The 23428-nt window shown below is 63.7% G+C and carries 26 protein-coding genes; 21 read left to right on the forward strand and 5 right to left on the reverse strand.

Features of this window, described 5'->3' with window-relative positions; genetic code table 11:
• The 19 genes from traL to DI605_RS20920 all read left to right on the forward strand — a co-directional run.
• A partial coding sequence (gene traL / locus DI605_RS20830) for a type IV conjugative transfer system protein TraL (protein ID WP_293977627.1) occupies positions 1–196 on the forward strand: 196 nt, incomplete at its 5' end.
• Position 197: 1 nt separating this feature from the next.
• A complete protein-coding gene (locus tag DI605_RS20835; protein WP_126001921.1) occupies positions 198–764 on the forward strand; it encodes a type IV conjugative transfer system protein TraE in 567 nt (188 codons plus the stop codon).
• On the forward strand, positions 761–1564 hold the full coding sequence (locus DI605_RS20840) for a type-F conjugative transfer system secretin TraK (RefSeq protein WP_126001920.1): 804 nt from the start codon (positions 761–763) through the stop codon (positions 1562–1564). The genes DI605_RS20835 and DI605_RS20840 overlap by 4 nt, the downstream gene beginning before the upstream one ends.
• 3 nt (positions 1565–1567) lie before the next feature.
• The gene (locus DI605_RS20845) at positions 1568–2887 is read left to right on the forward strand and encodes a TrbI/VirB10 family protein (protein WP_126001919.1); all 1320 of its coding nucleotides are present in this window, start codon (positions 1568–1570) and stop codon (positions 2885–2887) included.
• The gene (locus DI605_RS20850) at positions 2874–3743 is read left to right on the forward strand and encodes a DsbC family protein (RefSeq protein WP_126001918.1); all 870 of its coding nucleotides are present in this window, start codon (positions 2874–2876) and stop codon (positions 3741–3743) included. The genes DI605_RS20845 and DI605_RS20850 overlap by 14 nt, the downstream gene beginning before the upstream one ends.
• Positions 3740–4786, forward strand: a complete 1047-nt coding sequence (locus tag DI605_RS20855) for a TraV family lipoprotein (protein WP_241213490.1) — start codon at positions 3740–3742, stop codon at positions 4784–4786. The genes DI605_RS20850 and DI605_RS20855 overlap by 4 nt, the downstream gene beginning before the upstream one ends.
• Position 4787: 1 nt before the next feature.
• A complete protein-coding gene (traC, locus tag DI605_RS20860; protein ID WP_126001917.1) occupies positions 4788–7379 on the forward strand; it encodes a type IV secretion system protein TraC in 2592 nt (863 codons plus the stop codon).
• 3 nt (positions 7380–7382) lie between these two features.
• Positions 7383–7742 (forward strand): hypothetical protein, encoded by a 360-nt coding sequence (locus DI605_RS20865; protein WP_293977635.1) that lies wholly within the window; start codon positions 7383–7385, stop codon positions 7740–7742.
• A complete protein-coding gene (locus tag DI605_RS20870) occupies positions 7735–8397 on the forward strand; it encodes a type-F conjugative transfer system protein TrbI (RefSeq protein WP_126001915.1) in 663 nt (220 codons plus the stop codon). Before DI605_RS20865 ends, DI605_RS20870 begins: the two co-directional genes overlap by 8 nt.
• Positions 8378–8914: a S26 family signal peptidase gene (locus DI605_RS20875; protein WP_126001914.1), complete on the forward strand. Its 537-nt coding sequence runs from the start codon at positions 8378–8380 to the stop codon at positions 8912–8914. The genes DI605_RS20870 and DI605_RS20875 overlap by 20 nt, the downstream gene beginning before the upstream one ends.
• Entirely contained in the window at positions 8911–9567 is a 657-nt protein-coding gene (traW, locus tag DI605_RS20880; protein WP_126001913.1) for a type-F conjugative transfer system protein TraW, read from the forward strand. The genes DI605_RS20875 and traW overlap by 4 nt, the downstream gene beginning before the upstream one ends.
• On the forward strand, positions 9567–9836 hold the full coding sequence (locus DI605_RS20885; protein WP_167301446.1) for a hypothetical protein: 270 nt from the start codon (positions 9567–9569) through the stop codon (positions 9834–9836). Before traW ends, DI605_RS20885 begins: the two co-directional genes overlap by 1 nt.
• A complete protein-coding gene (gene traU / locus DI605_RS20890) occupies positions 9836–10852 on the forward strand; it encodes a conjugal transfer pilus assembly protein TraU (RefSeq protein WP_126001911.1) in 1017 nt (338 codons plus the stop codon). Before DI605_RS20885 ends, traU begins: the two co-directional genes overlap by 1 nt.
• Positions 10853–10862: 10 nt before the next feature.
• Positions 10863–11606 carry a type-F conjugative transfer system pilin assembly protein TrbC gene (gene trbC / locus DI605_RS20895; RefSeq protein WP_126001910.1) on the forward strand — a complete coding sequence of 248 codons (744 nt, stop codon included), beginning with the start codon at positions 10863–10865 and terminating at the stop codon, positions 11604–11606.
• Complete coding sequence (locus tag DI605_RS20900) at positions 11606–13444, forward strand: conjugal transfer protein TraN (protein ID WP_208413792.1); 1839 nt, start codon at positions 11606–11608, stop codon at positions 13442–13444. Before trbC ends, DI605_RS20900 begins: the two co-directional genes overlap by 1 nt.
• Positions 13445–13468: 24 nt before the next feature.
• Positions 13469–13864 carry a hypothetical protein gene (locus tag DI605_RS20905; RefSeq protein WP_241213493.1) on the forward strand — a complete coding sequence of 132 codons (396 nt, stop codon included), beginning with the start codon at positions 13469–13471 and terminating at the stop codon, positions 13862–13864.
• Positions 13865–14095: 231 nt separating this feature from the next.
• Entirely contained in the window at positions 14096–14920 is an 825-nt protein-coding gene (locus DI605_RS20910) for a conjugal transfer protein TraF (protein ID WP_167301447.1), read from the forward strand.
• 65 nt (positions 14921–14985) lie between these two features.
• Positions 14986–16386, forward strand: a complete 1401-nt coding sequence (locus DI605_RS20915) for a conjugal transfer protein TraH (RefSeq protein WP_037448255.1) — start codon at positions 14986–14988, stop codon at positions 16384–16386.
• 23 nt (positions 16387–16409) lie between these two features.
• Positions 16410–19241, forward strand: coding sequence for a conjugal transfer protein TraG N-terminal domain-containing protein (locus tag DI605_RS20920; RefSeq protein WP_293977643.1), 2832 nt, complete (start codon positions 16410–16412; stop codon positions 19239–19241).
• An 8-nt stretch (positions 19242–19249) separates the two neighbouring features.
• Here DI605_RS20920 and DI605_RS20925 read toward each other — a convergent pair whose 3' ends face one another.
• Complete coding sequence (locus DI605_RS20925) at positions 19250–19453, reverse strand: hypothetical protein (protein ID WP_126001906.1); 204 nt, start codon at positions 19451–19453, stop codon at positions 19250–19252.
• Between the two features lie 69 nt (positions 19454–19522).
• Between DI605_RS20925 and DI605_RS20930 the strand changes: the two genes are divergently transcribed.
• Positions 19523–19843: a hypothetical protein gene (locus DI605_RS20930; RefSeq protein ID WP_126001905.1), complete on the forward strand. Its 321-nt coding sequence runs from the start codon at positions 19523–19525 to the stop codon at positions 19841–19843.
• Between the two features lie 29 nt (positions 19844–19872).
• Here DI605_RS20930 and DI605_RS20935 read toward each other — a convergent pair whose 3' ends face one another.
• Genes DI605_RS20935 through DI605_RS20950 form a run of 4 tightly spaced genes read right to left on the reverse strand, consistent with a single transcriptional unit; the run spans position 19873 to position 22296 of the window.
• Positions 19873–20739 (reverse strand): restriction endonuclease, encoded by an 867-nt coding sequence (locus tag DI605_RS20935; protein ID WP_167301448.1) that lies wholly within the window; start codon positions 20737–20739, stop codon positions 19873–19875.
• On the reverse strand, positions 20736–21620 hold the full coding sequence (locus DI605_RS20940; RefSeq protein ID WP_126001903.1) for a Shedu immune nuclease family protein: 885 nt from the start codon (positions 21618–21620) through the stop codon (positions 20736–20738). Before DI605_RS20940 ends, DI605_RS20935 begins: the two co-directional genes overlap by 4 nt.
• 47 nt (positions 21621–21667) lie before the next feature.
• Positions 21668–22057 carry a type II toxin-antitoxin system VapC family toxin gene (locus DI605_RS20945; protein WP_126001902.1) on the reverse strand — a complete coding sequence of 130 codons (390 nt, stop codon included), beginning with the start codon at positions 22055–22057 and terminating at the stop codon, positions 21668–21670.
• A complete protein-coding gene (locus DI605_RS20950) occupies positions 22054–22296 on the reverse strand; it encodes an AbrB/MazE/SpoVT family DNA-binding domain-containing protein (protein ID WP_126001901.1) in 243 nt (80 codons plus the stop codon). The genes DI605_RS20945 and DI605_RS20950 overlap by 4 nt, the downstream gene beginning before the upstream one ends.
• 180 nt (positions 22297–22476) lie before the next feature.
• On the opposite strand from DI605_RS20950, the gene DI605_RS20955 reads away from it, so the two are divergent.
• Positions 22477–23367 carry a hypothetical protein gene (locus DI605_RS20955; RefSeq protein ID WP_293977648.1) on the forward strand — a complete coding sequence of 297 codons (891 nt, stop codon included), beginning with the start codon at positions 22477–22479 and terminating at the stop codon, positions 23365–23367.
• Positions 23368–23428: the final 61 nt, after the last annotated feature.

The following is a 23428-nucleotide window of genomic DNA, read 5'->3' on the forward strand; positions in this document are numbered from 1 at the left end:
CTTCGTCTGGGGGATCATGACCCAGCACATCCTTATTGGCATGGCGGCAGCGTTCGCCGGCTGGTGGGGACTTAAGAAAGCGAAAGCGGGTCGTGCAGCATCTTGGCTGCTTCACTTGGCCTATTGGCATCTTCCGGCCGGCTTCACCGGCCTGAGAGCCACGCCACCCTCGTACCTCCGATTGATGGCGGGGTAAGATGGACCTTTCGTACAGCCATGCGCACAACCAGCGCGTTCTGAAGCAGCGCAACCTGTTGGTGATTGTCGCAGTGGGGCTCGCTGGGCTGACGGCGCTCCTCCTCCTGTTCGGCATCTCGCGCGACCGCGAGATCGTGCTGCAACCCGTTCTTCGCTCCTCCGTGACGGTCAGCAGCGCCGGCGTGTCCCGAGAATATCTCGAGATGATCACGCGTGACGTCGTCGTGCTCACGCTCGACCGGAGCCCGCAGAACCTCGAATATTGGATGAACTCGGTACTCGCGATCACCGCGCCGAGAGCCCAGGGCAAGATCAAGGGCGATCTTCTCAAGATCGTCAACGAGCAGCGTGGCTCTTCGATTTCACAGTTCTTCACGATCCAGTCGATGGAAATCGATCCGAAGAACCTTCGGTCCGAGGTGACCGGGGAGCTCCACACCATCGTCGGAAACAAGGTGATTTCGAATGAGCGCCGGACCTTCCGCTACGACTGGGAGTACCAGGGCCTGTCTCTGCGCCTGATCGGCTTCGGCATGGTCCGTATCGGCAAGGAGCAAGATCAATGACGGCTATCTATGCCTTAGGCAGCGCCGCAGCTGGCACGATCCTCATGTCTCGGATCAGTTGCATCCTGAGCCGGATGATCGGCGCTTGCCTGGTGACGCTTGCGGTCTTCCTGTTCGCGCCGCCGGCGTGGGCCGATCAGACGATCATGGCCGCTGACAGCGCGCAGGTGGACTGCCAGGCGTCCGCCAAGGATTTGACCCGCATCAGTCTCGTCGAGGACGAGTTCGCTAGCGTGTCGAAGATCTCGACGGGTAACCCGCAGGACGACTTCTCGGTCGTAAACGAGCCGGTGCGCGGTGACATCTACCTCAGCGTGCCGGAGGGCTATAATCGTCCGGCGCTGTCGTTCTTCGGCACCACCAAGCGTGGCTACGTCTACAAGTTTGTGTGCCGGATCGCCGGAGATCAGGCCGCCCAGGTGTTTGTGTCGAATCCCGCGATCGCCAAAGAGAAGGCGGCCGAGGCATCGCCACAGCAGGTCGCTGCCGGCCCGCAGGATGCGGCGGTCGAGCTTGTTCAGGCCATGTACTCGAATAGCGTCGCGGACGGCTACGAGATGCGCCAACGGGCCCTGAAGCCGGTCTACGTGGGCAAGCTGAAGGTCCAGATGATCGCGGAATATCGCGGCCAGGACCTCACCGGCAAGGTGCTGCGCATCGAGAACACCGGCGATGCACCGACCGAGTTGACGGAACGCACGGTCGCGCCGGCCAGCGCGCTCGCCGTTTCGATCGCCGAGCCCAGGCTCGCCCCGGGGAAGGTCACCACGGCCTACCTCGTCTCCCAGAACGTGAGGTAAACCATGGCCTTTGCGGACATCTTCAATCGTAAGCGCAAGCCGCTCGACGAGGCCGAAGGGGAGAGCGTCTCGCCGGTCGGCGGCGAGCTCGCCGGAAACGAAGCGGTTCGCCGCAAGCAGCGGATGCTGCTCGCCGGCGCCGGTGGTGTGGGGTTGCTCCTTTCCTCGCTTTGGATCTTCAGCAGCGACGACGGCGCAAAGACCGCGGACGGCGACGACGCGGAGAAAGTCGAGGTCTCCACCAAGGATCTCGTCAATCGCAATCTCTCCCAGCAGGAGTGGATGGCACTCTCGGAAAACCGCTTCGCCTCGACGGAGAACCAGCTCAAATCGGTGAATGGCCAGACGGCGCGCGTCGACAACCTCGCTGAGCAGATCGAAGCGCTGAAAGGCCAGAACCAGGCGATGCAGGCCGATGGGCAGCGGGTGCTCTCGGCGTATCAGGCGGAGAACGAGCAGCTTCGCAAGCAGCTGAATGAGCGCCCGACGGCGCCTCCGCCTCCCCCCGGCCCCTCGGCGATGTATGGTCCCAATGGGCCACAGGCGTACCAGCGACCCGATGCGGCGGCAGCCGCTGCGATGCCGGTGGGCCGGTCCGCCGAGGTCAAGATGGTCAGCTTTTCGACGGGCGACGCAGGCACCGCGTCCAAGGTTGCAAAGGGCAACACGGTCTACACTGATAGTCCGAACTATCTACCGCCCAACAGCTTTGCCTCGGCCAAGGTGATCGTCGGCGTCGATGCGGCAGCCGGAGTGAATAGCCAAACAGACCCGCTCCCGGTCGTACTGCGCATCACCGGTCCGGCGCGATCTGTGCTGCAGAACGGCAAGCTCCTCACGACCAAGATCCAGGGCTGCCTCATCAACGGCGCAGCGCGCGGGGAGCTTTCGAGCGAGAAGGTTTACGTCAAGCTGCAGAAGATGACCTGCCCGCAGCCCGGCGGGCGCTATGCGGTTTCCGAGGTCAAAGGCTTCATCGCCTTCGGTGGCAAGACCGGCGTGCGTGGACGGGTCGTCTCTCGGGAAGGCGGCCTCGTCAGCCAAGCGTTCATCGCCGGCCTGGTCGGCGGTTTCGGGCGCGGCTTTTCGGCGAACGCCAATTCCTTCCTGACGCAGCCCAACGTGACCGTGAACGGTCAGCGTCAGAAGCTCGGGCTCGGAGACATTGCTCAAGGTGGGTTCGGGGAAGGCGTCGCCCAGAGCGGGGACATGGTCTCGAAATATCTGATCGAGCGCGCCGAGCAATATCAGCCGGTGATCGAGATGCCGACCGGCATCGATGTCGAAATCGTCTTCCTGGAGGGTGTCTATGTTCGGAATTGATCGTCTGCGCCGGCGCTTGTCACCGAAAGCCATGATGGTGCTGGCCGTGCCGCTCGTGGGAGTCGCCAGCGTTGCCGTCGCTGCACAGATCGCCAGCCCGGGCAGCGTAGAGGTGGCCAGTCTCCTGAAGACCAGGCTGCCCAAGACGCCGCTAACCAAGGTCGACTGCGAGAAGGTCAAGGGGCTTTGCGAGGTAACCGCTGGAGCGAACCTCTTCTATGTCGACACCAAGGCCCGCTACCTCATCATCGGCCGGGTCTATGACATGGAGACGCGGCAGGATCTCACCGCCGCCCGACTCCTCGAAATAAATCCTGATATGCTGGTGGGCGGGGCTGCGAAAGCCAATGCCGCCGCGGCGGAGGGAGACGAAGAATCACCGATCTCGCCGACTAAGGGCCGGGTCGAGAAGGCGTCGCTCCCGGTTCGGCCCGCCACCCTTTCGCTTGATGGCCTGCCGAAGGACGGCGCGATAGTGTGGGGCAATCCTGCGGGGCAGACGGTCACCGTCTTCACCGACTTCCGCTGCGGCTACTGCCGGGCCCTTACGAACGTGCTGCGCAGCATGAATGTGCGGGTCGTGGAGCGGCCTATCTCCGTTCTGGGTAGCCGCGACATCGCCGATCGCGTCTATTGCGCGAAGAACCGGGAGGAGGCGCTCCACGCCGCCTATGCAGGCGAACCGTTCAAGGGCGGCGCGTCGTGCGATACCTCCGGCCTCGACGCGAACGAAGCGTTCGCACACAAGCATGGCCTGACCGGGACGCCGGTGATCGTCCGGAGCGATGGCGCGGTCCTCGAGGGCTATCGCCCCAAGGAGTTCCTGCTCAGCTGGTTCAAGGACGCGCGGTCGTGAGCGCCCGCGTACGCTCGTGCCGCTCCGCCCTGTGCGTCGCAGGCCTGTTGGCAATGACGGGGTGCGCGACCCTCGGTGGCAACGTCAAGGGCAGTTTCTCGTGCCAAGCGCCCGACGGGATTTGCGCGCCCTCCTCGACGATCGACGATCGCGCGCTGGCGATGATCTCGGGCGAGGCAGGTGACGTGATGATCCCGGCCGGACCATATCAGGCGCCACGTTCGCCGCGAGCAACCCGTACCGCGCTCGCGCCGGCCCCGGTCGCGGCCGGCGAACCGGCCGCGGCCCGCACGCGGGAGAAGGTGCTTCGGATCGTCTTCCAGCCTTATGTCGACGAGCGCGGCCGCCTCCACGAGGCCAGCGCGGTTCACACCGTGGTGCAGTCCGAATGGCAGGCACAGGCGCTCGCCGACGCAAGACCCATCCCCGACCGCAATGCCGCAACAGCCGAGCCTGCGCAGCTGAGCCTCGTCGAGGCCGTCGATCGTCAGGCGTCGGGTACGGTCGATGTCGCCGCGTTTGATCCCAATCTGCCAGATCCCGCCGTTGTGGCTGCGGCTCGCGCGCGAGGAACGGACCCGGTTGCCGCGATCAAGGCTGACGTCGCGAAGCGTCTGACAGCGAAGCCGGAGCGGAGCACCGCCCGGTCGAACGTAGCTGTCTCCGATGATGCTCGAGTGTCTTCGGGCGCATCGACGACCGCAGCGGCGGCTTTGGCTCCGCCGCCCGGCGGCGTCGAGGCCAAGCCTCCTTTGGACCCCGCCCGAGGCGCCGCGGCCCCGCCGCCGGCCGTGAATAGTCAGACTTCATCGCAGACGCCGGACGCGAAGCGCGCTGCGCTGGAAGGTGTCGGCAAGGCCAGCTCGGGCGTCGAGGCGATGGCCCGCGTGAAGGCGAGCCAAGCCTATGAAGACGCCCAAGCCCGCCTGGAGGGCGCGGCGCAGGATGCTGCGACTAGCACCGAGACGCCGGGCCTGAAGCCGCTGACCAGCCCCACCATTCGCGCCGCGAGCTTTCCGGCGTCCGTCCCGGAGGACAAGTGAGATGAGCGGCAAGCCCGGCTTGTTCGACAACCTGCTGTCAGGGGTGTTTGGCGACAGCAAGCGCCCGGATGCGCAGCGGCCGGATCTGGCGGTGCCGATGCTCGCCCATTGGCTGCCGTATCGGAGCTACGATCCCAAGACCGGCATCTTCTACAACTCCTCGTCCCGCGGCTTCGTAATCGAGGTCTCGCCCTTGGTCGGGGCCGATGAGCGCACTGGCGAGATACTCACCCAGTTTCTCTCGGAAGGGATTCCAGCGCCGGGTTGTTTGCAGTTCCACGACTGGATGAGTCCGCGTGTCGGCGAGCGGCTCTCGAAATGGTATCTGCCACGCTATTCCGCGAGCGGCGTCTACGAGCGGATGGCCAAGCATCGCGTCGACTTCCTAACCGAAGGGGTCTGGAAGTCGCTCTCGGCCGACGCGCCATTCTGTCTGCGCAACCATCGCGTCGCGATCTCCTATTCGACACCTGAAAGCTCGAGCGTTTCGAACGAGGAGATCGTCGCCGTGATGGACGGCCTGGTCTCCGTGCTCGGCTCGATCGGTGTCTCGGCGCGTAAGATGGACCCGATTGCGCTGATAGGCTGGATCGACGACATCACCTCGCCGACCACCGCGGCAGGCGAGGACGTGGTCAGCTACAACCCGCTCGACCCGATCGCCGACCAGGCGGTCCGGCGCGACATCGAGATGCGCGTCGATCCGGACCGGATCCTGCTGCGGACGGAGCGCTTCCGCCCAACCGGCAAGGAGGTCGATGGTGCGCCAGAGATCGGCGAGATCTACCCCGACGTCTTCGACGTGCGCTCCTTCTCGGTTCGCAATTTGCCGCAGCGCTGGGCGCCTTGGGATTGCGCACGGCTGATCGGCGACATGTTTGCCGACAAGCTGCGGATGCCGTGCCCGGTAGCGACGAACCTTTGTTTGGATTTTCCCGATCCGCAGGCGTCCAACAACAAAGCCAGCTTCAAGTTCATGCGGACCACGAGCCTGGCAGACTCCAAGTCCGCCCGGTTCCTGCCCCAGCTCCGCGATCAGTCGCAGGAGTGGAAGTTCGTCAACGACGAGATCCGACAGGGGCGCAAGCTGGTGCGCCTGTTCTACAGTGTCACCTCCTTCTCCCCGAAGGGCAGGGGGGACTCGAACGAACGCATCCTGAAATCCGTCTACCGGGCAGCGGGATGGGACCTGCTCGACGATCGCTATCTGCAGGTCATGGGGCTGCTCTGCGCCATGCCCATGACGATGGCGAACGGCCTCTCGCGGGATCTCGAGCGCATGAAGCGCATGCGGACGATGCTGAGCACGACCGCGGCAAACCTTGCGCCGATCCAGGGCGAATATCTGGGCGGTCACACGCCGCACCTGCTGCTGATCGGGCGGCGCGGCCAGCCCTTCTTCTGGAGCCCGTTCGAGAACGCCGCCGGCAACCACAATGTCGCGGTATTCGGGAAGAGCGGCAGCGGTAAGTCCGTCGCACTGCAGGAGCTATGTGCATCGCTGTGCGGCGCGGGGTCCAAGGTCGTCGTGATCGACGATGGCCGGTCGTTCGAGCACTCGGCCAAGCTGCAAGGCGGCGCCTTCGTCGAATTCACGATGTCGAGCGGCTTCTGTCTGAACCCATTCTCGATGATCGACGAGCGGCAGGCGGCCGAGGACGAGGACTATCTTCTCGACTGCATGGCAATGCTCAAGGCGATCGTGAACCAGATGTCCCGACACATCGACCGGCTGACCGACACCGAACGAGGCCTGATCGACGGTGCCGTCAACCGGGTCTGGGAGGCCAGCGGCCGGAACGGCTCGATCGACGACGTCATCGCGGCATTGAACGATACCGGCAACGAGCTGGCATCCCACCTTGCGATCGCGATGATGCCGTTTTCCAGTGCGGGCACCTACGGCAAGTTCTTCAAGGGCGAGGTCTCGTTCGAGCTGCAGGCGCAGCTCACCGTCTTCGAGCTGTCCGACCTGTCGTCGCGCGAGGAACTCCGCAGCGTCGTCCTGACGGCGATCATGTTCATGTCGCAGCAGATGATGCGCAAGGTCGATCGCTCGATCCCCAAGGCGCTGCTCCTCGACGAAGCCTGGCAGATGCTGCGCGGTGGGGCGATGGCGGACTTCATCGAGACCTATGCGCGCACCTGCCGCAAATATGGCGCCTCGCTGGTCACCGCGACGCAATCGCTCAACGACTATTACAAATCAGCCGGCTCGATCGCGGCGCTCGAGAATAGCGACTGGTTCGTCATCCTCCAGCAGAAGCCAGAGACGATCGCGGACTTCAAGAAGCACGATCGCTTCGAGATGGATGATTACACGGACGCGTTGCTCCGGTCTCTGAAGCGCAACGGGTTCGAATATTCGGACATCATGATCAAGGGGCCGGATACCCTGGCCGTCGGCCGACTTGTCCTCGACCCTTTCTCCGCGGCGCTCTTCTCGTCGAGCCCCCGCACGTTCGCCGCCATCGAGGAGATGGTCGCGGACGGACTCACCATGGACGAGGCGATCGAGCGGATCGCGTTTCCCAACAACCCCGAGAAATGGGCGACGCCCGCCGAAGATCCGGCGGCGATCGCGGCGGAGTGAACGATGGCGACGATCCAAGCCCAAGCCGAACCCGGCACCACCGCGCAGAGGCGTAAGATCGACGCCCGCTTCCTGCTCTACTTCTACCTCCACATGGCAGGGTTTCTCGCCTCGACCCTGCTCATGACCTGGGGGCTGTTAGTCCTCTTCTTCCTCGCGATCGGCGGTCTCTCGTTCGACGGGATGATGCACCAGCTCAACAATATGGCGAGCCGTTATGTCGCCGCCGATGCGGCGCGCGTGGAGTCGTTCAAGCACGTCCTCGTCGTCGCGCACATGCTGCTTGCCACCGCGATCATCGTGTTCCGCCGCAACAGCATCCTGCCCTCGCGCGACCCCAAGCGGAGCAACGTCAATGGCTGATCAGCCCGAACTCGACCTTCCCCCGCCTGTCGTTGCGTCCGCACCCGCCGCGGCCTCCCGCGCGCGCCGCGGCTTCGCCGGGTTTACAAGGGCTCAGTTGCTGATCGGCCTCACACTCATCCTGGCGCTGGTCTGGTCGATGTGGGTCACGAAGGCGCTCATCGCCCCACGCGAGGAACACATCGTCAAGGCGAGCCTGTCCAACATCGTCGGCGAGTATGTGTCCGCACAGGCCCGGTCGGCGTCGCCGCCTGCCCAGGTCGAGGCCGAGATGCGCGCCTTCATGTCGTCCCTCGACCACGAACTCCAGCGCCGCAGTGCGAGCGGCCAGGTGGTGCTGGTCGGTGAGGCGGTGCTGACCAAGAATGTGCCCGACATCACCGACAGCCTCAGAAAGGCTGTGTATGCGAGCGGGGTGCATCCGCCCAGGCAGGCGAGCGCGCAAGAACTCCAGCAGCTCCAGCAGCAAATGGCGCCTGCGGCGGCACCCCAGTTGTTTGCCGGACCTGCCGCCACGATCGACCCGATGGCTGCCGCGCCTCAAAACCTTGGCGCGCAGCCGGCGATGCCCGGTCGAATGCCAGCGGCACCGGCTGGCGTCCCAGGTGCTTCGATCTCGACCTTTGGAGGCCAAGATGGCGGCAACGGCCAATAGCGCTCCTGCGCCAGCATGGCGGCCGCGCAAGCGGTTATGGGGGCTGTTGGGAGCCTTCGTCGTCGGCAGCTTCATTCTGGGCGCGATCAGCGACTGGCGGGACGATCATGCATTGCTGATCAACACGACAGACTCACTGCCGAACTGGGCATTCATCATCCATCGCAACAAACTGCCGGCTCGTGGTGAGTATGTCTTTTTCGACCCACCGGCGAGCGATCTGGTGCGTGCGCATTTCGGCGCAAAGCCGCAGTTGTTCGGGAAGATCGTCTACGGCATGCCGGGAGACGTTGTTGCGCATTGGCATAGCGCTGTCACTGTCAACGGTCGGGTCGTCGCGTACACAAAGCCGAAAACGAAATTGGGCGAGGCGCTGGCTATCGGCCCGAGCGGCGTGATCCCGGCCGGCTGCTATTATGTCGGTACGCCCCACAAGGACGGCTTCGACTCCCGTTACGCCGCGATCGGCTTCGCGTGTCAGCGACAGATCGTGGGAACCGGGGAGGCGATCCTGTGATCCGCCTGTTGGCCCCGCTCGCCGGCATCGCCAGCTTGGGCGTGGCTGTGCTGCTCACGGGATCCGAGCGGGGCGAGGCACGGGATTTTGGTCAACTGGGGCAGACATATCCGGTCGTCGAGGCAGACTTGCTCTCGACGATCGAGACCCGGCTCAAGCGAGCCCAGGCGACTGGTGAGATGGACCGCGTGAACGCGGCCTTTGCTAAGCGAGCGGAAGCCAAGGTCAGGCGGCCTTCGCCAGTGGCAGGGATTTCGCCGGCCGAGCTGGCGCGAACCTGGAATTATGATCCGACAATCACGCTCGAGCGCGAGATCCGGGATCATAAGGGGCAATTGATCGCCGCCGCCGGCCAGAGGATCAATCCGCTCGACTTCGTGTCGATGCGCCAGACCCTGGTCTTCGTCGACGGCGACGACGCCGGGCAAGTCGATTGGGCGACGGAGCGCTTCACCGAGCTCAACGCGAAGATCATCTTCGTCAACGGCTCGCCGATCGAGTCCATGACGACGCGTAAGCGCCGGTTCTTCTTCGACCAGGAGGGTCGCCTCACCAGCAAGTTCGGCATCCGCCATACTCCGGCCGTCGTCTCGCAGGCTGGCAAGCTGCTCCAGATTTCCGAAACGGTCCTCAAATCCGGAGGCCGCAGCTGATGCCGTTGTGGCTCGATCTGCTGCGGACGCCGATGGCGGCTCCGGAGACGCGGGCACTGCGCCGCATGCGCCTGTTGTGGCAGGCCCTCTGCCTCTCGCTCGCCCTCGTCACAGCCTTCTTTGCGCAGGTCCACGCCATACTGGGACGCGCGGCGCCCTGCCTCGCGTTGGCGTTGCTCGTCGCAGCCGGGCTGTACACTTGGCTCTACCTTCACCGGAAGAATGCCGCCGACAACGCTTTCCTCGAGCGGATGGGGGAGGGGCGCTAATGCGTTGGCTACGAGCCTTTCTGGGCGCTCTCGCCCTGCTGACGGTTACGGTGGCGCTGACACCACGCGCCGAGGCGGCGCCGACCTGCACCGGCAAGTTCGTCAACCCGATCACCGACGTCTGCTGGTCATGCCTCTTCCCGCTGTCGATCGGCGGGGCGAAAATCTGGCCGGGCAGCCGGCCAGACACCAACAATCCGGCTTCGCCAATCTGTGCCTGCGCCGATCCGCTCCCGCGCATCGGCATTTCCGTCGGGTTCTGGGAGCCTGTGAGGCTCGCCGACGTCACGATGAAGCCCTGGTGCTTCCCCAATCTTGGAGGCACGCGCATCGCGCCAGGCTTCGACATCGGCCAGGGCTACCTAGCAGGACCGTCTATGGTCGGTGGGCGGTCGCAGAGCACGGCCAAATGGCATGTCCACTGGTACGTCTATCCGCTCCTATACTGGATGGAGATCCTGACCGACTTCCTCTGCTTCGAGCAGGCGTCGTTCGACATCGCCTATATGACGGAGATCGATCCGCTTTGGCAGGATGACTCCCTCACCGCGATCATCAACCCAGAGGCGATCGTCTTCGCCAACCCTATCGCCCAGGCGGCCTGCGCGGGCGACTGTATCGCCGGAACAGCCGCGCTCCCGCTGGACGCTCTGTTCTGGTGCGCGGGCTGTCAGGGCAGCATGTATCCACTCAACGGCAACATCCCCGCGTCGATCGGGCATGTCCAGTCGTCCCGCCTGGCGCTGTCCCGCTTCGCCTACAAGATGCACCGCGAAGGCCTCGCGTGGGGGACGATGGGGTCTGAGGGACTCTGCAAGAAATACCTCATGCCGATCATGCGGAAGCAGCAATACCGCTTCCAGATGGTGAACCCGATACCGACGGTCAGCGGGCGCTTCGCCTGTTCCGCGATCGGCGCATCGACCATGCCGCCGGATGCCGGCCGAGCCTTCCCCGCCGGTGGCGAGGACATGGGCTACCTGGTTTGGCGCAAACGCAACTGCTGCGTGTTCTGAGGAGGGAAGCATGCGCCTTTTGGCTTTCGGCATCACCGCGCTTCTCGCCACTGCCGGCCTCTCGGCACTGGCCCAAACCGTCGACGGGCTCGACGTGCAGACGGTCAAGAAGAGGGCGGCGGACCTCGCTGCGGAGGCGCAGGCTTTCGTCGACCAGGTGAAGGACCGCGGTGACGAATTCCGCGAAGAGGCGACGGTCGTTCGCAAATCGGGCATGGACAACATGCAGCGGGTCGCAGCGACGGACCTGCCCAAGGGACCGGACGGCAAGATCGACTTCGACGAGCTGGTCCAGGGTGCGGCGAAGAATGCCAATGTGCCGGGCGGAGATGCGCCGCAGTTCATCGTGTTCGCCAGCCTGTCCATGCCGCCGGCTTCGCTCAAGCAGCTGATCGCCGACACAGCGAAGGCCGGGGGCGTTGTCGTCTTCCGCGGCTTCCCGAACAACTCGGCCAAGGAGTTCGTCAGCCGCCTTGGGCAGGTCGTTCAGAAGGACGACATGCCGAACATCGGGATCGATCCGCGCCTCTTCCGCGCATTCAACGTACAGGCGGTCCCGACCTATGTTGCCGTGTCGTCGACCTTCGATCTGTGCGCCGGCTTTTCCTGCGAAAGCAAGGTCCCACCCCATGACCGCATGGAGGGCAACGTCACGGTCGACTATGCTCTCAGCACCTTCGCCGATGCGAATGGCCCAGGGGCCCGGATTGCTTCAGTCGCGCTCGCGAACCTCGCGCGGAGCCGGCGCCGGTGATGCTCCGGACTCTTGTGGCCGCCCTCGTCGGCGTCTCCCTGGTCGCCAGCCCTGCCGGTGCTCAGCAGATGACGGTTGAGCAGGCGCGCGAGGAGGGAAAAGCCCTCGGCAACGCCAAGCGGCAGGACGAGAGCCTCGTACCGACGTCTGATGCTCAAGCCGCGGCCGTGCCCGGCTATACCGGCACCAGCCAGCCTCAGAGCACCTATTTCGAAGATCCGGACGCGCTGGTCGCCGCAGGAACCGCTCAGCGTTCCACCAATGATTCCTATCGGACTGTGACCGATCCAGACCATACACGGGCCACCTTCAGCAATGCCGAGATCCTCGCAACCACCAATCGCGCGACGACGGTCGAAAATGATCCCGAGGCATACCTGCAGGGCGAGAATATCGGCTCTGAGAGTGGCCAGTGTCAGCCGCTGCCGCCCGGATCCGGCGCGGCTGGCTATTACGAGGCGACCTGCAACACCGGCACCAAGGTCGACGAGACGGCGCCGGTGTGCCGCGTGCCACTGGTGGTCGATGTCACGCCTGGCGTGAACAAGTTTGTTTATACCTGCGAGAACTGGTCGCGCTCGGCCGCGCAGGGTGGCGACAACCGGAGCCGCCGCTGTGTTCCGGCGTTCAACGCCCCCGTCGCCAACGGAGTCTGTCGCGAGCGCTCGCGCGAGACCGTCATGTACGACGTCTGCCTGCAGGGGAATCCGCGCTTTTGCACCGAACCGGACATTCGCGAAGGCGAGATCATCACTTACGAGTGCGACAGCGCCGCGGTCACAGGCAGGCCGTATACGATCGAAACTGTCGGCCAGGTCATCAACGAGCATCGGGACGAGGGCATCTGCATCGGCGCGACCTCAGGGCAGACTTGTGAACTCACCTCCGAGACCTGCGTCGACAGCGAGCCGACCACGCGCACCATCAACGGCGTGGCCGTCACGCGGGCCTGCTGGCAGTGGGAGCGGCAGTATTCGTGCCATCGGCTTTCGCAGGGTAACGATTGCGGCAATCTCGAAGGAAATCGCCAGTGCACGTTTCTGCGCGAGGAGTGCCTTGACGACCCGCAGCAAGGCGAGTGCAAGGTAAAGGAGAAGGTCTACCGCTGTCCGACACCGGACGCGCCTACCTCGAATGCGCCGCAATATATCTGCGGCAACGATGTCTACTGCATAAACGGCGACTGCGAGCCGATCACGCGCGAGGCATCAACAGAGTTCAAGGACGCGCTTGTCGCGCTTCACGCGATCGATGACGCCTCGAAGGGGTTCGATCCGAACAACCTGACGGTGTTCTCCGGAACGCGGGATACCTGTCACAAGCCGGTCTTCGGCCTCATCAATTGCTGCGCCGGCAAGGTGTCCGGCGCGTTGACGCTGGCGGCCGGTGGGGCGGCGCTTGCCGGCGGGCCCGCAGCGATCGCAGCGCTCGCCACGCCCTTCCTCGCGTTGTTCGCCTGCTCCCAGGACGAGATGAAGCTCGACATCAAGGACCGCATGGGGCTGTGCCACAAGGTCGGAACGTGGTGCTCGTCCAGCTTTCTGGGCATCTGCAAGACGAAGAAGACAGCCTATTGCTGCTTCGAGAGCAAGCTCAGCCGCGTGCTGCAAGAACAGGGCCGCGCCCAGCTCAACAAGCCTTGGGGCAGCCCGAAGTCCGAGCAATGCAAGGGCTTTACCATCGCCGAGTTTCAGCTGCTCGACTTGTCGAGGATGGATTTCACAGAAGTCTACGCCGACTTTCTCGACGCGGCGAAGCTGCCGGATGAGGTCCAGACGATGACCGAAATCCAGGCGAAGATTCAGAATTACTACGACCTGCATGGAGGCACTCCATGACGATCAGAGAACCGGGTGATCGACATGACGGCCGTGGCGAATGATCCGCGCACCGCTGACTCTCCCGGCTGCGACTGGAAGATGACGGTGTTCGAACTGGCGATCTTCATGTGCGTGTTCCGCGCCGGGCGAGCTCCTGGCTTGGAGGAGATCTGCCACGTGATCGGCGAATGGTTCGAGTGCGCGGTGGATCCGACTTCGGCTGCCGCGCCCATCGAGCACATGCTCGCCAACCGCTGGGTCGCGGAGGAGAGCCACTGCTTTCGCGCCACCGAGGAGGGCCGGAGTGCGGCGCGACCTTTGATGAATGGGATCATCCGCATGCTGGATCAGGGAACCCGGCTGATCGACGTCGCCCTGATGATGTCCGTGCTGCGCTTATCGAAAGGAGAGTTGGACCATGGGCTTCGCATTCTTTGAGCCGGCGATGATCGCATCCCTGCTTGCTAGCCCAATGCTACCCGGCCCCGTAGGGCAGGCCCAAACCTCGCCTGCTCGGTCCTTGTCGGCCTGCAGCGCCGCCTCCTCCTCCACGGCCCCGATCGACTGCTGCCTCCACATCGCGGCCTGGGACAGGCCACCGACCACCCCATCCAACCACCCCGCGCAATCCCAGGATGGTGCGGCTGACCCCGAGGAAGGACGATAGACATGTCGAAGATGGCAACGCTGGCGATGGTCCTGCTGACGGTCGCGCCGGTAGCTGCCCCGTTGCGGGCGCAGGACGCAGGACGAGCCGACGATAGTGTCGAGGCTCTGGGTGGCGGTGACGATTTCTACTGCGGCGAGCGCAGGCTCGGCCAGTGGTTCTATTGTACGAGGCCGAAGCCGGCCGAGACGGTCAATAGTCAGCCGCCGGCGCCTGAACCGAGCGCGGCCGAGCGTCTCGCCGCGATCACGCGGCAACTGGACGAACTCAAGGCGCGTGCTATCCTCGATCCATCGGAGGCGAATGTCATCGCCTATGTGCGCTTCCAGCGCGAGCAGCTGGACCGCGCATCCACGTTCTCCGACACTTGGCAGCGCGCCCTCTGGCAAAACCCGGATATCGACTACACGCTACAGCGCCCGGTCAACACGGTGGCGAAGCGGACATGGCTCGACAACCGGAAGGCCGATCGCGACCAGGTCCTCACAAACCTCAGCCAGCGATACGGCCTGTTCTATTTCTACGCGCAAAGCTGCGGCGCTTGTGAGGTGTTCGCGCCGATCCTGCGCTCGGTCGCCGACAGCCACCGCATGGCGGTGATGGCTGTGTCCATGGACGGGGGCCCGAGCCGGGACTTTCCGAACTACGTCGTTGATTCCGGGCAGCGGGCGCGGATGGGTGTTTCGGGCAACGAAACGCCCGCCCTCGTTCTGTTTGACACCGCGACGAAGCGAACGATCCCGGTCGGCTACGGCATCCTGAGCGCAGATGAGATCATGGATCGCATCTTCATGCTCACCAACACCAAAGTGGGGAGCGACTACTGATGCCCGGCTCTCGACAGAAGGGACTGCTCGGGAGGCTGGCTCACCGCGCCGGCACCGCTCTGGCCCTGGTCGCCGCATCCCACTTCGCGCTGATCGGCGTAGCGCGCGCCGATGTCGCCTCGGAGATGAACGGCTTCTTCAACGACGCCGGCGGCGCCGCGAACGTGACCGGGCCAACGGCCTTTCAGGGACAGTCGGCCGGATACTATTCGCTGGGCAACGTGTGGACACGCTTCCCGCAGAAGAGCGTATCGCCCTTCAACCTGCAGCTACCGAGCGCGCGTGCGGGCTGTGGCGGCATCGACCTGTTCTCTGGGTCCTTCAGCTTCATCAACGCCAGCGAGATTGTGGCGATGTTAAAGGCGACCGCCAACAACGCCCTGGGCTTTGCCTTCAAGCTGGCGATCGACAGTGTGTCGCCCGAGATCGGCAAGGTCATGGACGAGTTCAGCCAGAAGGCGCAGCTCCTCAACCAGATGAACATTTCGAGCTGCGAAACGGCTCAGGCGCTTGTCGGGGGCATCTGGCCTCAAATGGAAACCACCCGGTCGACGATTTGCGAGGCGGTCGGCAACAGCCAAGGCGTGTTCTCGGACTGGGCCGCTTCCCGGCAGGGCTGCAATAACGGCGGTCAACGGGACGGGACGCTGGCCGGCAACACTGATCCTCACATGAAGGAGCAGATCGTCGGTGATCCCCATAATTATACCTGGGAGGCGCTGAAGAAATCCTCGAAATTCGGTGCCTTTGACCAGGCGTTTTCCGAGTATGTGATGACGCTGGTCGGGACGATCGTCACCACGCCCCCGACAGGCAGCGATCAGGGGCCGAAGGTGGTGATTTACGGTCCTGCCGAAGAGGCGGTCGTCACGGCGCTGTTGGACGGCACCGCCAGTGCGCCCCAGGTGAAGATCCTGAAGTGCAACAACGAGCTTTGCACGGACGTGTCCGACCAGACGTTGAGCGTGCCCGAGGCGAGTGCACTTCGGCCGCGGATCGCGACGATGATCAAGAGCATGAGCTCGAAGATCCGCAGTGACACGGCGCTCGACGCGGCCGAAAAGCAGCTCCTGAACATGGCCACCGTGCCGATCTACAAGATTCTCGCGGTGCAGGCTTATGCCCACTATGCGTTGACCGACGGCGAGATTCAGACGCTCTCTGAGATCGTCGCGGTCGACCTTCTCAACGCGATGCTCGACAACATGCTCGACCGCGTCGAGCAGGCGAAGGTCTTCTACCAGACTGCGGACCAGGAGACGGCCGGGCAATGGCGCCAGCAGATCGCCGCCACGCGCGCCAAGTTCGCGCAGCGCGACGTCAAGCTTAGCAACAAGCTCCAGGTGACGATGCAGATCATCAACCGGAGCATCATGCTGGAATCGACCCTGCAGAACAGCATGACGCCGGGCATGTCCTCGGCGCTCAATTTCTCGCGGGGCTTGAACGCGCAGGGCCTGCTCTAGGCGCGGGAGGGGAGGGTTGCGGCGTGCTCGAAGTCTTCACCGTCGGCGGGGGCGAGTATCTCGTCAACACCTTCAATGCAGTGGCAGCGTGGGCCGGGGGAGGGGGCTACAAGTCGCTCATCCGGGTCGTGATGGTCATGGGCCTGACATACTCGCTGCTCGTCGTCGCCTTCACCCTCAACTTCCGCGCCTGGATGAACTGGTTTTTGCAGGCGACCGGCATTTATCTGTGCCTCATGGTGCCGACGATCGACGTGAAGGTCACGGATCGTATCAATCCGAGCCTCGCGCCGGCGACGGTCGCCAACGTACCTCTCGGACTGGGCGTCCTCGCCAGCTTCACAACGCAAATCGGCGACTGGCTCACGCGTACCGCTGAGACCGTCTTCGTGATGCCCGGCGAGCTCAACTACACCACTAACGGAATGGTTTATGGTGCGCGGCTGTTCGACGCGACCCGCAACTTCGCGATCCGAGATGCCGAGTTCTCGACGAACCTCGAGAGTCACTTCAAGAACTGCCTCTTCGGCGACGTGATGCTTTACCAGAAGTCCCTCACCAATCTGGCGCGGGCAACGGACCTATGGGCGGCCATCGGACCCGGCTCAGAGGCGCGGTCGCAGGAGTGGCTGGAGCGCCAGGGTGATGGGACGGTCCAGAACTTCATCGTCACCTGCCGACAGGCCTATGACAGCCTCAACGGCCAGTGGGCCGGGATGATCGAGGCCAATGCCGAGCCATGGGCAAAGGAGGTCTATCCCAAGCTCAGCAACGCGGTCGCTGCCGCCAAGCTCAAGCACGACGTGCCGATCGTGAACTCGGCGTTCACGGGATCCGGCGACGACTTCATCGGCGTCATGCGGCAGAACACGGCGATCAATGCCTTCATGCAGGCACGCAACTCGATGGCTGGCGGGAGCGGGGCGGCAACGATCGATACCTTCGCGCAGACACGCGCCGACGTTCAAGCGCGCAACACCTACAACTCGATCGCGCAGCAGGCCATGGCCTGGGTTCCGATCTTGAACATCGTGCTCACTGTCGTGTTCTTCGCGATGTTCCCCGTCATCTTTCCGCTGTTCCTGCTGCCCCAAACTGGGCTGGGGACGCTGAAGGGCTATGCGATGGGATTCTTCTATCTCGCGTCCTGGGGCCCGCTTTACGTCATCCTTCACATGATCTGCATGACGCGCGCCGAAAGCGCGGCGAACGGCGTGGCTGGCGGCGGAATGTCGCTTGGGAGCTATGCCGGCATCGGAGCGGTGAACGGGGAGACGGCGACGATCGCGGGCTTTATGCTGATGAGCATCCCATTCCTCGCGGCCGGCCTAGCCCGCGGTGCCATGTCGATCGCCGGGCAGGCAACATCGATGCTGGCCCCGGCGCAAAACGCGGCGGAGGCGGCCGCGCTGGAGCAGACGACGGGCAATTATTCCTACGGGAATGTCAGCTGGGCGAACTCGACTTCGAACATGCGGCAGGCCGACCAATGGTCAACTGCCCCCAGCTTCATGGGGGGCGCGGCGAGCATCGGGTGGCGCCAAGATAACGGAGCGCTCATCAACGGGTTCGGCAACGGCCAGGAGGTGTTCGATACAGGCGGCGCCATCTCGCGGCTTTCTTTCACCCCGACCGCCACGACCGGCACGGTTGCGGAGTGGCGGCAGATGGCCAGCGAGGCCCACCGTCAATCCCAAGCGTACGACAACGCGGCGCAGGAGATGCTCACCTGGACCAAAACTGACCGCAGCGCTTACGGCACGTCGAGCGAGCGATCGTCGGGATGGGATTCGAGCAGTGGCCGCGCGGCCAACACCTCGATCGAGCAGTTCGACCGCACGACAGGCAGTAGTTCGCAGGGGCTGGAGGATCGGTCGTCGACGGGCCAGAGCCTGACGGTCTCGAACGGCCACGATCGGTCCGCGGGCACTCTCAACCAAGTGACAGGATCTTTGTCGGCGGGAGTGGGCGGTGGCGGTTCTAGCAGTGGCAGTGGCAGTGGCGGCGGCGGCCGGAGCGGGATCGGCAAGGTTCTCGGGCGCCTTCCAGGCGTTGGCGGCAGCGTTTCGGCGCAGGGTCAGCAGAACGACTTCCTACGTCACGGCACGTCAGATACTCGATCATCGGACAGCTCGAGCACGGCAAGCAGTGGGGTGCGGGACGAGCACGCTAATGGAACGGGCGCCACGTCTTCTGACGGTACCTATGAACGCTCAGGCGTGTTCAGCCGCGCGTCGACCTCATCTAGTTCCTCGCTGACCCACGAGCAGGCGCTGGCGCGGGCCCGGTCTTACACTGAAACAGCACGCAAGCTCGAGGAATTGTCGCAGCAGCTGTCGCGCGACGCCAGTTACGCCGAAACACATGGCATGCAGCTAAGCGAGAATATGAGCCAGGATCTCGCGCAATGGTATCGCGCGCAGCAGGCTTCGAACCCGGGCCTTGACGCCCCCGCGCTCTGGGCGACCGATCTCAGCGACCATCAGCGCGCCGTCCGGCAGGAGATGGTGACACGCTGGATGCGCGAGAAACAGGATTCCATTCGGGAGGAGATTGCCGGCAAGTTGCATGAGCCAGACCTTGTCCAGGTCGATAGACCAGGCGTCGACAGCGCAGCGGATGTCGCCGGTTCGTACCGCCCGCTTGGCGTATCGGGTATCCCATCAGCTCCGACCGGAGGCAATCCCCGCGCGGCGCAGGCGGTGATCGAAAGCGGAGAAGCAAGGCTCAACGATGATCGGACAGCGGCCCAGGCGACGCGGGCCAGCTCCGTGCAGGGATCTCTAGGTGTGCAGCAGGAAGTCCACCGCGACCACAATCGCGGCTTCTTCGACGATCCGAAGCTGCGGGAATGACCGCCGCCTTAAAGAGCGAAAATGAGGTAGCCCACAAAGCCGGCCAAGATCGCATACGCCACCAGGTAGGCAGCAGCGCTCGCTTTGCTCACGTTGCCGTCGGCGTCGGTCACGGGGCCGTGCGGCTCGACGCCATCATCTACAAGGAGCATCACAGGGCCACCAGGATTATCCTTGGTTGCCGCGAATGTCGCAGTATCCAGCGTCAGCATAAGAACCTCCGAACCGTTCAAACATACTAGGTTCGAGGTTTGTTCACAAGGCATTGAGGACACGGCCAAATGACGAGAAATCAGCTGGGGCGAATAGAAGTAGAAAGCGAAACGCCTGAGCTGGACATGGCTGATCGGGCAGTGTTCGGGTTCTCATGGATGCTGGTGATGGCTCTCGGCTTGATGCCGATCATCGATACGAGCCTGAGGCGATCGCCTTCCATCTCAATACCCGTCGTGATCGCCTTCTTTGTAGCAGTCGCAAGCGGCCTTGCTCTCCGGCGGCGCTATAGCTGGATCGGGTTCGTGCTTCACATTGTCGGTCAGATAGCAATCTGGCTGTCGATTTTCTGCATGTCGTTGGCGGCCATGTTGTACCTGTCCGGCTGAAACGGGGCTATCTCAGCACCGGCCGGCTTTCACGGAGAAAGATCGCTAATCGGCACGAACACCTCGCCGGTCTCGGCCGCGCGGCGGACCTTGAGGGCGAGCAGCCGGTCAATCCCGATGCCGCGATCGAGTGCATCGTATAGGTCCTTGCCCTCAACTCCGATCACGCGCTTTCCGCGGCCGAACGCTCGAAGCCCCTCGTCGGTGAAGCCGCCGAAGCTGATGAAGACACCCCGGGCCCAAGAAGCCTTTTGCTCAATCTTGCCGTGAAAGGTATGTAGCTCGGCGACGCCGATCTTGCGGTTGAGCCACTTGGCTTCGAGCAGATAGGTTTCGTCGGCCAGTTCGAAGCTGCCGTCGATCTGCTCGCCGTCAAGCCGGAACGGCTCGCGCGCCTTGAGCCGGAAGGCGTCGAACAGGTCGGTCAGAAAGCGCTCGAAATCATAGCCACGGCGATGCGCCTCGAGGTCGCGGATCGCGAGCAGCCGGTCGCGCAGCCGGGCAAAGTCGATTGCGTCGAGCATCGGCGACGGCACGACGTTGGCGGGCATCGGCGGAGCGGAGCCTTCGAGTTTGGCGATCAACCCAGCGATCTGAGCGGCTGCCCGAGGCATGGGATCCGGCGTCCCGCGCCCACGGAGCGCCTCACGCTGCTCCCACAGAACGCGCAGCGTCCGAGCCGCGGTGCCGTCGTCGACCTGCGCCAGAAAGCAGCGCAATCGCTTCGCCTTCGATGTCCCGTCGACGGCATATTGGGGAGCGTCGATGTCGATATCGAGCTCGCGGACGAAAAACTCGCTGAAGGTCCGGTTTGAGAAATCGAGAACATAACCCTTCTCGCCGCCCCGGAAGACCTCGTCGACCAGGCCGAGCTCGATCGAGCGCAGGCTGCTCACCGCCGCTTCGCCTTTGACGGACGGGCTCGGTCGGCCGCGCGGATGACGCTGAGCACTGCGGGGTGTACGTCGCCAGCTTCCTCGTCGGTCGGCTCGGTTGCCCATTTCTCGTTGAAGCGCAGCAGCTGATTGTTGCGCCAGGCGTCCATCTGGTAGCCCTCCGCCTTCAGCCGTGTTTCGATCGGCACCGGCACCGAAAGGTGCTCGGGCAGGACATAGGCGAAGAGCAGCTTGGGTAAGCCGTCCAGCCGCTTGATGGCATAGCCGGTCGAGCGCGGCGACAGCACGCATTTCTTCTCGCCCCATCCGGACCGGTAGCTGCGCAGAAGCGAGTCATAAGTCAGGATCTTGATCTTCTGATCCTCCTCGATGCTGGCGATCCGGTCGCGCTGTGCCTGGCTGAAATCCTTGCCGGTCGAGCGGCCGATGATCAGCACCCGGCGCAGCTCGATGCGATTGCGCGCCATGGGAGAAGGAACGAGCAGTGGCAGGAGACGCTCGCGCACCTCGGATTGGTGCTGTTCCCAATAGTCGCGCCAGACCGCTGTCTGGGCGAGTGCCTCGTTGAACGCAGAGGAGCTGCCGACGTGTTTGCTGCTGGTGGTGAACAGCGACTTGTTGGCGCGCTCGATCTCGACCAGCACCAAGATCCAGCGATCGGACGATTTTGTGAGATATGCGAAGTCGGCGGTGCGCCCAGCGATCGGAAATTTCGCAATCACGCAGTTCATATGGAGGCGGTGGTTCAGCAGCCAGGGGCTCGTGTCGAGCAGCTCGGTATGCTGTTCCAGGAAGGCCTGAATGTCGTTCTCGTCCTGACCGTCATCAGCGAGCAATTGCGCGAAGGCGGAGGCGAGCGCTTCGTCCGGCGGTTGTCGCATCAGTGGCCTTTGTCTCTTTATGAATGGTTGATCCGAGGCGGCCGGGGTCAGCGGATTGCCACCACTTTCGCGCCAACGTCTGTGGCCACATCCTTCCAGGCGCGGTCCGCGGTAAAGGCTGGGACCCCTAACCGCTTTGCAAGCGCCAGGCAGAAGCGGTCGCCGAGCGACAGCCCGGCCGCGCTGGTCGCAGCGCGCAGCGCTCCCGCCTCCCAACCCAGCGCCTCGTCAGCGGGCACGACGGTGTAGGGCAAGGCACCCAGCATCGCCCTGATCTCGTCAAGCGGAGCGCCGAGGTGAACGAAATGGCTCACAACCTCGGCCTGATTGAAGACCCCCACCGCCGCCTCACTCACCACGCCGGCGACCTTGCTTCCTCCGCGCTCCCCTTTCAGCAGGGCCAGGATGGCGGAGGCATCGAGAACCGCCTCCGTCACTCGCCGCTGTCCGTCCGGCGGCCGGCGAGGAAAGCGTCCACGGATGCGTCCGGATGCCCGGCATATTTCTTGGCGATCGCCTGCGCTCGCGCCACCGCCTGATGAACGGTCCTAAGAACCACCCCGTCCTCGGTTTCCTCCAGCAGCACCGCGCCGCCGCCCACCAGACCCAAGCGCTTGCGGATGCTCGCGGGGAGGCTCATGCGTCCGTTAGGGGTGATGTTCACTTGAACTGTCATGAGTCGCATTACTCCGGATGTGGCAAGCGCTCGACGATATACCACATCTGGCGATTTGAGGCCAGCATCGTCGAGCAAGCCCCACTACGCGCCGCTTGCCAACGATGTAATTAGCGATAACTGTGATTCCCGCTAAAAAGATGCTGGCCGAAATTCGGGGGCTTCGATACGATCCTGACCATGATCATCGACATCCCAACCGCCGGCGAATTTCATGCCGCCGGCCTCAAGCAGGTTCACCTGGCGTGGCAGATCGCGATGGACTCGGTGCATGATTACGATGGTGCAACGTACTACAAGCTGGCCGACGAAACGCCCGAGGAAGCGGTTGAGGAATTTTGGCAGCGCTCGCAGCCCGCGCTCGCCAACGCGTACAGCCTCATCCAGCAAGGCATGGAGCTGGCGCTCAAGGGTCGGATCGCGGCGGTATCGCCCTATCTCCTGATTGGTGGGCCGAAGGATTGGCCGAAGGGCACCGCCACTGGGCCGGTCTCGTTCGGTGAATTTCGCACGCTCGACGCCACGGACCTCATACCCGTCCATAACAGTGTGGTTGCCTCTCCCTTGGACGAGCCGTTCAAGACGTTCTGGGAACAAGTCAGGCGCGATCGCAACAAGATCATGCATTCATCGGCGCCGGGCACGTTCACGCCCGAGCAGGTGGTGAAGACGCTGCTGACAGCGATCGAAGCGCTCTTTTCGGAGGTCCCGTGGGCGCAACGGTTGATCGAATTGGAGGACGAGAGCAAATTCGCCTCGCTCGGCTTCGTCGACAATGCCCGAAACCACGTCCTGCGACAGATCGCCACCGCCATCCGTCATCTGAAGCCCGCTGAGGCCAAGCGCTTCTTCGGCTATGATGACGATCGGCGGGGCTATGTGTGCCCGCACTGCTATTTCGCGTCGAACCGCGATTGGCAGGACGACTGGCCCCGCCTTGCTCAGTTGACGACCAAAGCTCTACTGCCTAGTGTGCGAAGAGACGACTGTTACCGAGCGCGCGCCGTGCGGTCAGACCGAATGCAAGGGCGATGTCATCGCCGAAGGGATCTGCCTGACGTGCACACATAGCCAGGACGAGTGTTTCGACGTCGCATCCGGCTTGGTGGATTCGACGCTCTCCAAGGCCGAT

The sequence above is a fragment of the Sphingomonas sp. genome (assembly GCF_003248515.1).
In the GTDB taxonomy this organism is placed as follows: Bacteria; Pseudomonadota; Alphaproteobacteria; order Sphingomonadales; family Sphingomonadaceae; genus Sphingomonas_I.

Excerpts from the sequence above, each read along its gene's own strand:
- DI605_RS20835 (WP_126001921.1), top strand. The coding sequence starts at position 198 with ATGGACCTTTCGTACAGCCATGCGCACAACCAGCGCGTTCTGAAGCAG.
- DI605_RS20840 (WP_126001920.1), top strand. The coding sequence starts at position 761 with ATGACGGCTATCTATGCCTTAGGCAGCGCCGCAGCTGGCACGATCCTC.
- DI605_RS20845 (WP_126001919.1), top strand. The coding sequence starts at position 1,568 with ATGGCCTTTGCGGACATCTTCAATCGTAAGCGCAAGCCGCTCGACGAG.
- DI605_RS20850 (WP_126001918.1), top strand. The coding sequence starts at position 2,874 with ATGTTCGGAATTGATCGTCTGCGCCGGCGCTTGTCACCGAAAGCCATG.
- traC (WP_126001917.1), top strand. The coding sequence starts at position 4,788 with ATGAGCGGCAAGCCCGGCTTGTTCGACAACCTGCTGTCAGGGGTGTTT.
- DI605_RS20865 (WP_293977635.1), top strand. The coding sequence starts at position 7,383 with ATGGCGACGATCCAAGCCCAAGCCGAACCCGGCACCACCGCGCAGAGG.
- DI605_RS20870 (WP_126001915.1), top strand. The coding sequence starts at position 7,735 with ATGGCTGATCAGCCCGAACTCGACCTTCCCCCGCCTGTCGTTGCGTCC.
- DI605_RS20875 (WP_126001914.1), top strand. The coding sequence starts at position 8,378 with ATGGCGGCAACGGCCAATAGCGCTCCTGCGCCAGCATGGCGGCCGCGC.
- DI605_RS20885 (WP_167301446.1), top strand. The coding sequence starts at position 9,567 with ATGCCGTTGTGGCTCGATCTGCTGCGGACGCCGATGGCGGCTCCGGAG.
- traU (WP_126001911.1), top strand. The coding sequence starts at position 9,836 with ATGCGTTGGCTACGAGCCTTTCTGGGCGCTCTCGCCCTGCTGACGGTT.
- trbC (WP_126001910.1), top strand. The coding sequence starts at position 10,863 with ATGCGCCTTTTGGCTTTCGGCATCACCGCGCTTCTCGCCACTGCCGGC.
- DI605_RS20900 (WP_208413792.1), top strand. The coding sequence starts at position 11,606 with ATGCTCCGGACTCTTGTGGCCGCCCTCGTCGGCGTCTCCCTGGTCGCC.
- DI605_RS20905 (WP_241213493.1), top strand. The coding sequence starts at position 13,469 with ATGACGGCCGTGGCGAATGATCCGCGCACCGCTGACTCTCCCGGCTGC.
- DI605_RS20910 (WP_167301447.1), top strand. The coding sequence starts at position 14,096 with ATGTCGAAGATGGCAACGCTGGCGATGGTCCTGCTGACGGTCGCGCCG.
- DI605_RS20925 (WP_126001906.1), bottom strand. The coding sequence starts at position 19,453 with ATGCTGACGCTGGATACTGCGACATTCGCGGCAACCAAGGATAATCCT.
- DI605_RS20930 (WP_126001905.1), top strand. The coding sequence starts at position 19,523 with ATGACGAGAAATCAGCTGGGGCGAATAGAAGTAGAAAGCGAAACGCCT.
- DI605_RS20940 (WP_126001903.1), bottom strand. The coding sequence starts at position 21,620 with ATGCGACAACCGCCGGACGAAGCGCTCGCCTCCGCCTTCGCGCAATTG.
- DI605_RS20950 (WP_126001901.1), bottom strand. The coding sequence starts at position 22,296 with ATGACAGTTCAAGTGAACATCACCCCTAACGGACGCATGAGCCTCCCC.
- DI605_RS20955 (WP_293977648.1), top strand. The coding sequence starts at position 22,477 with ATGATCATCGACATCCCAACCGCCGGCGAATTTCATGCCGCCGGCCTC.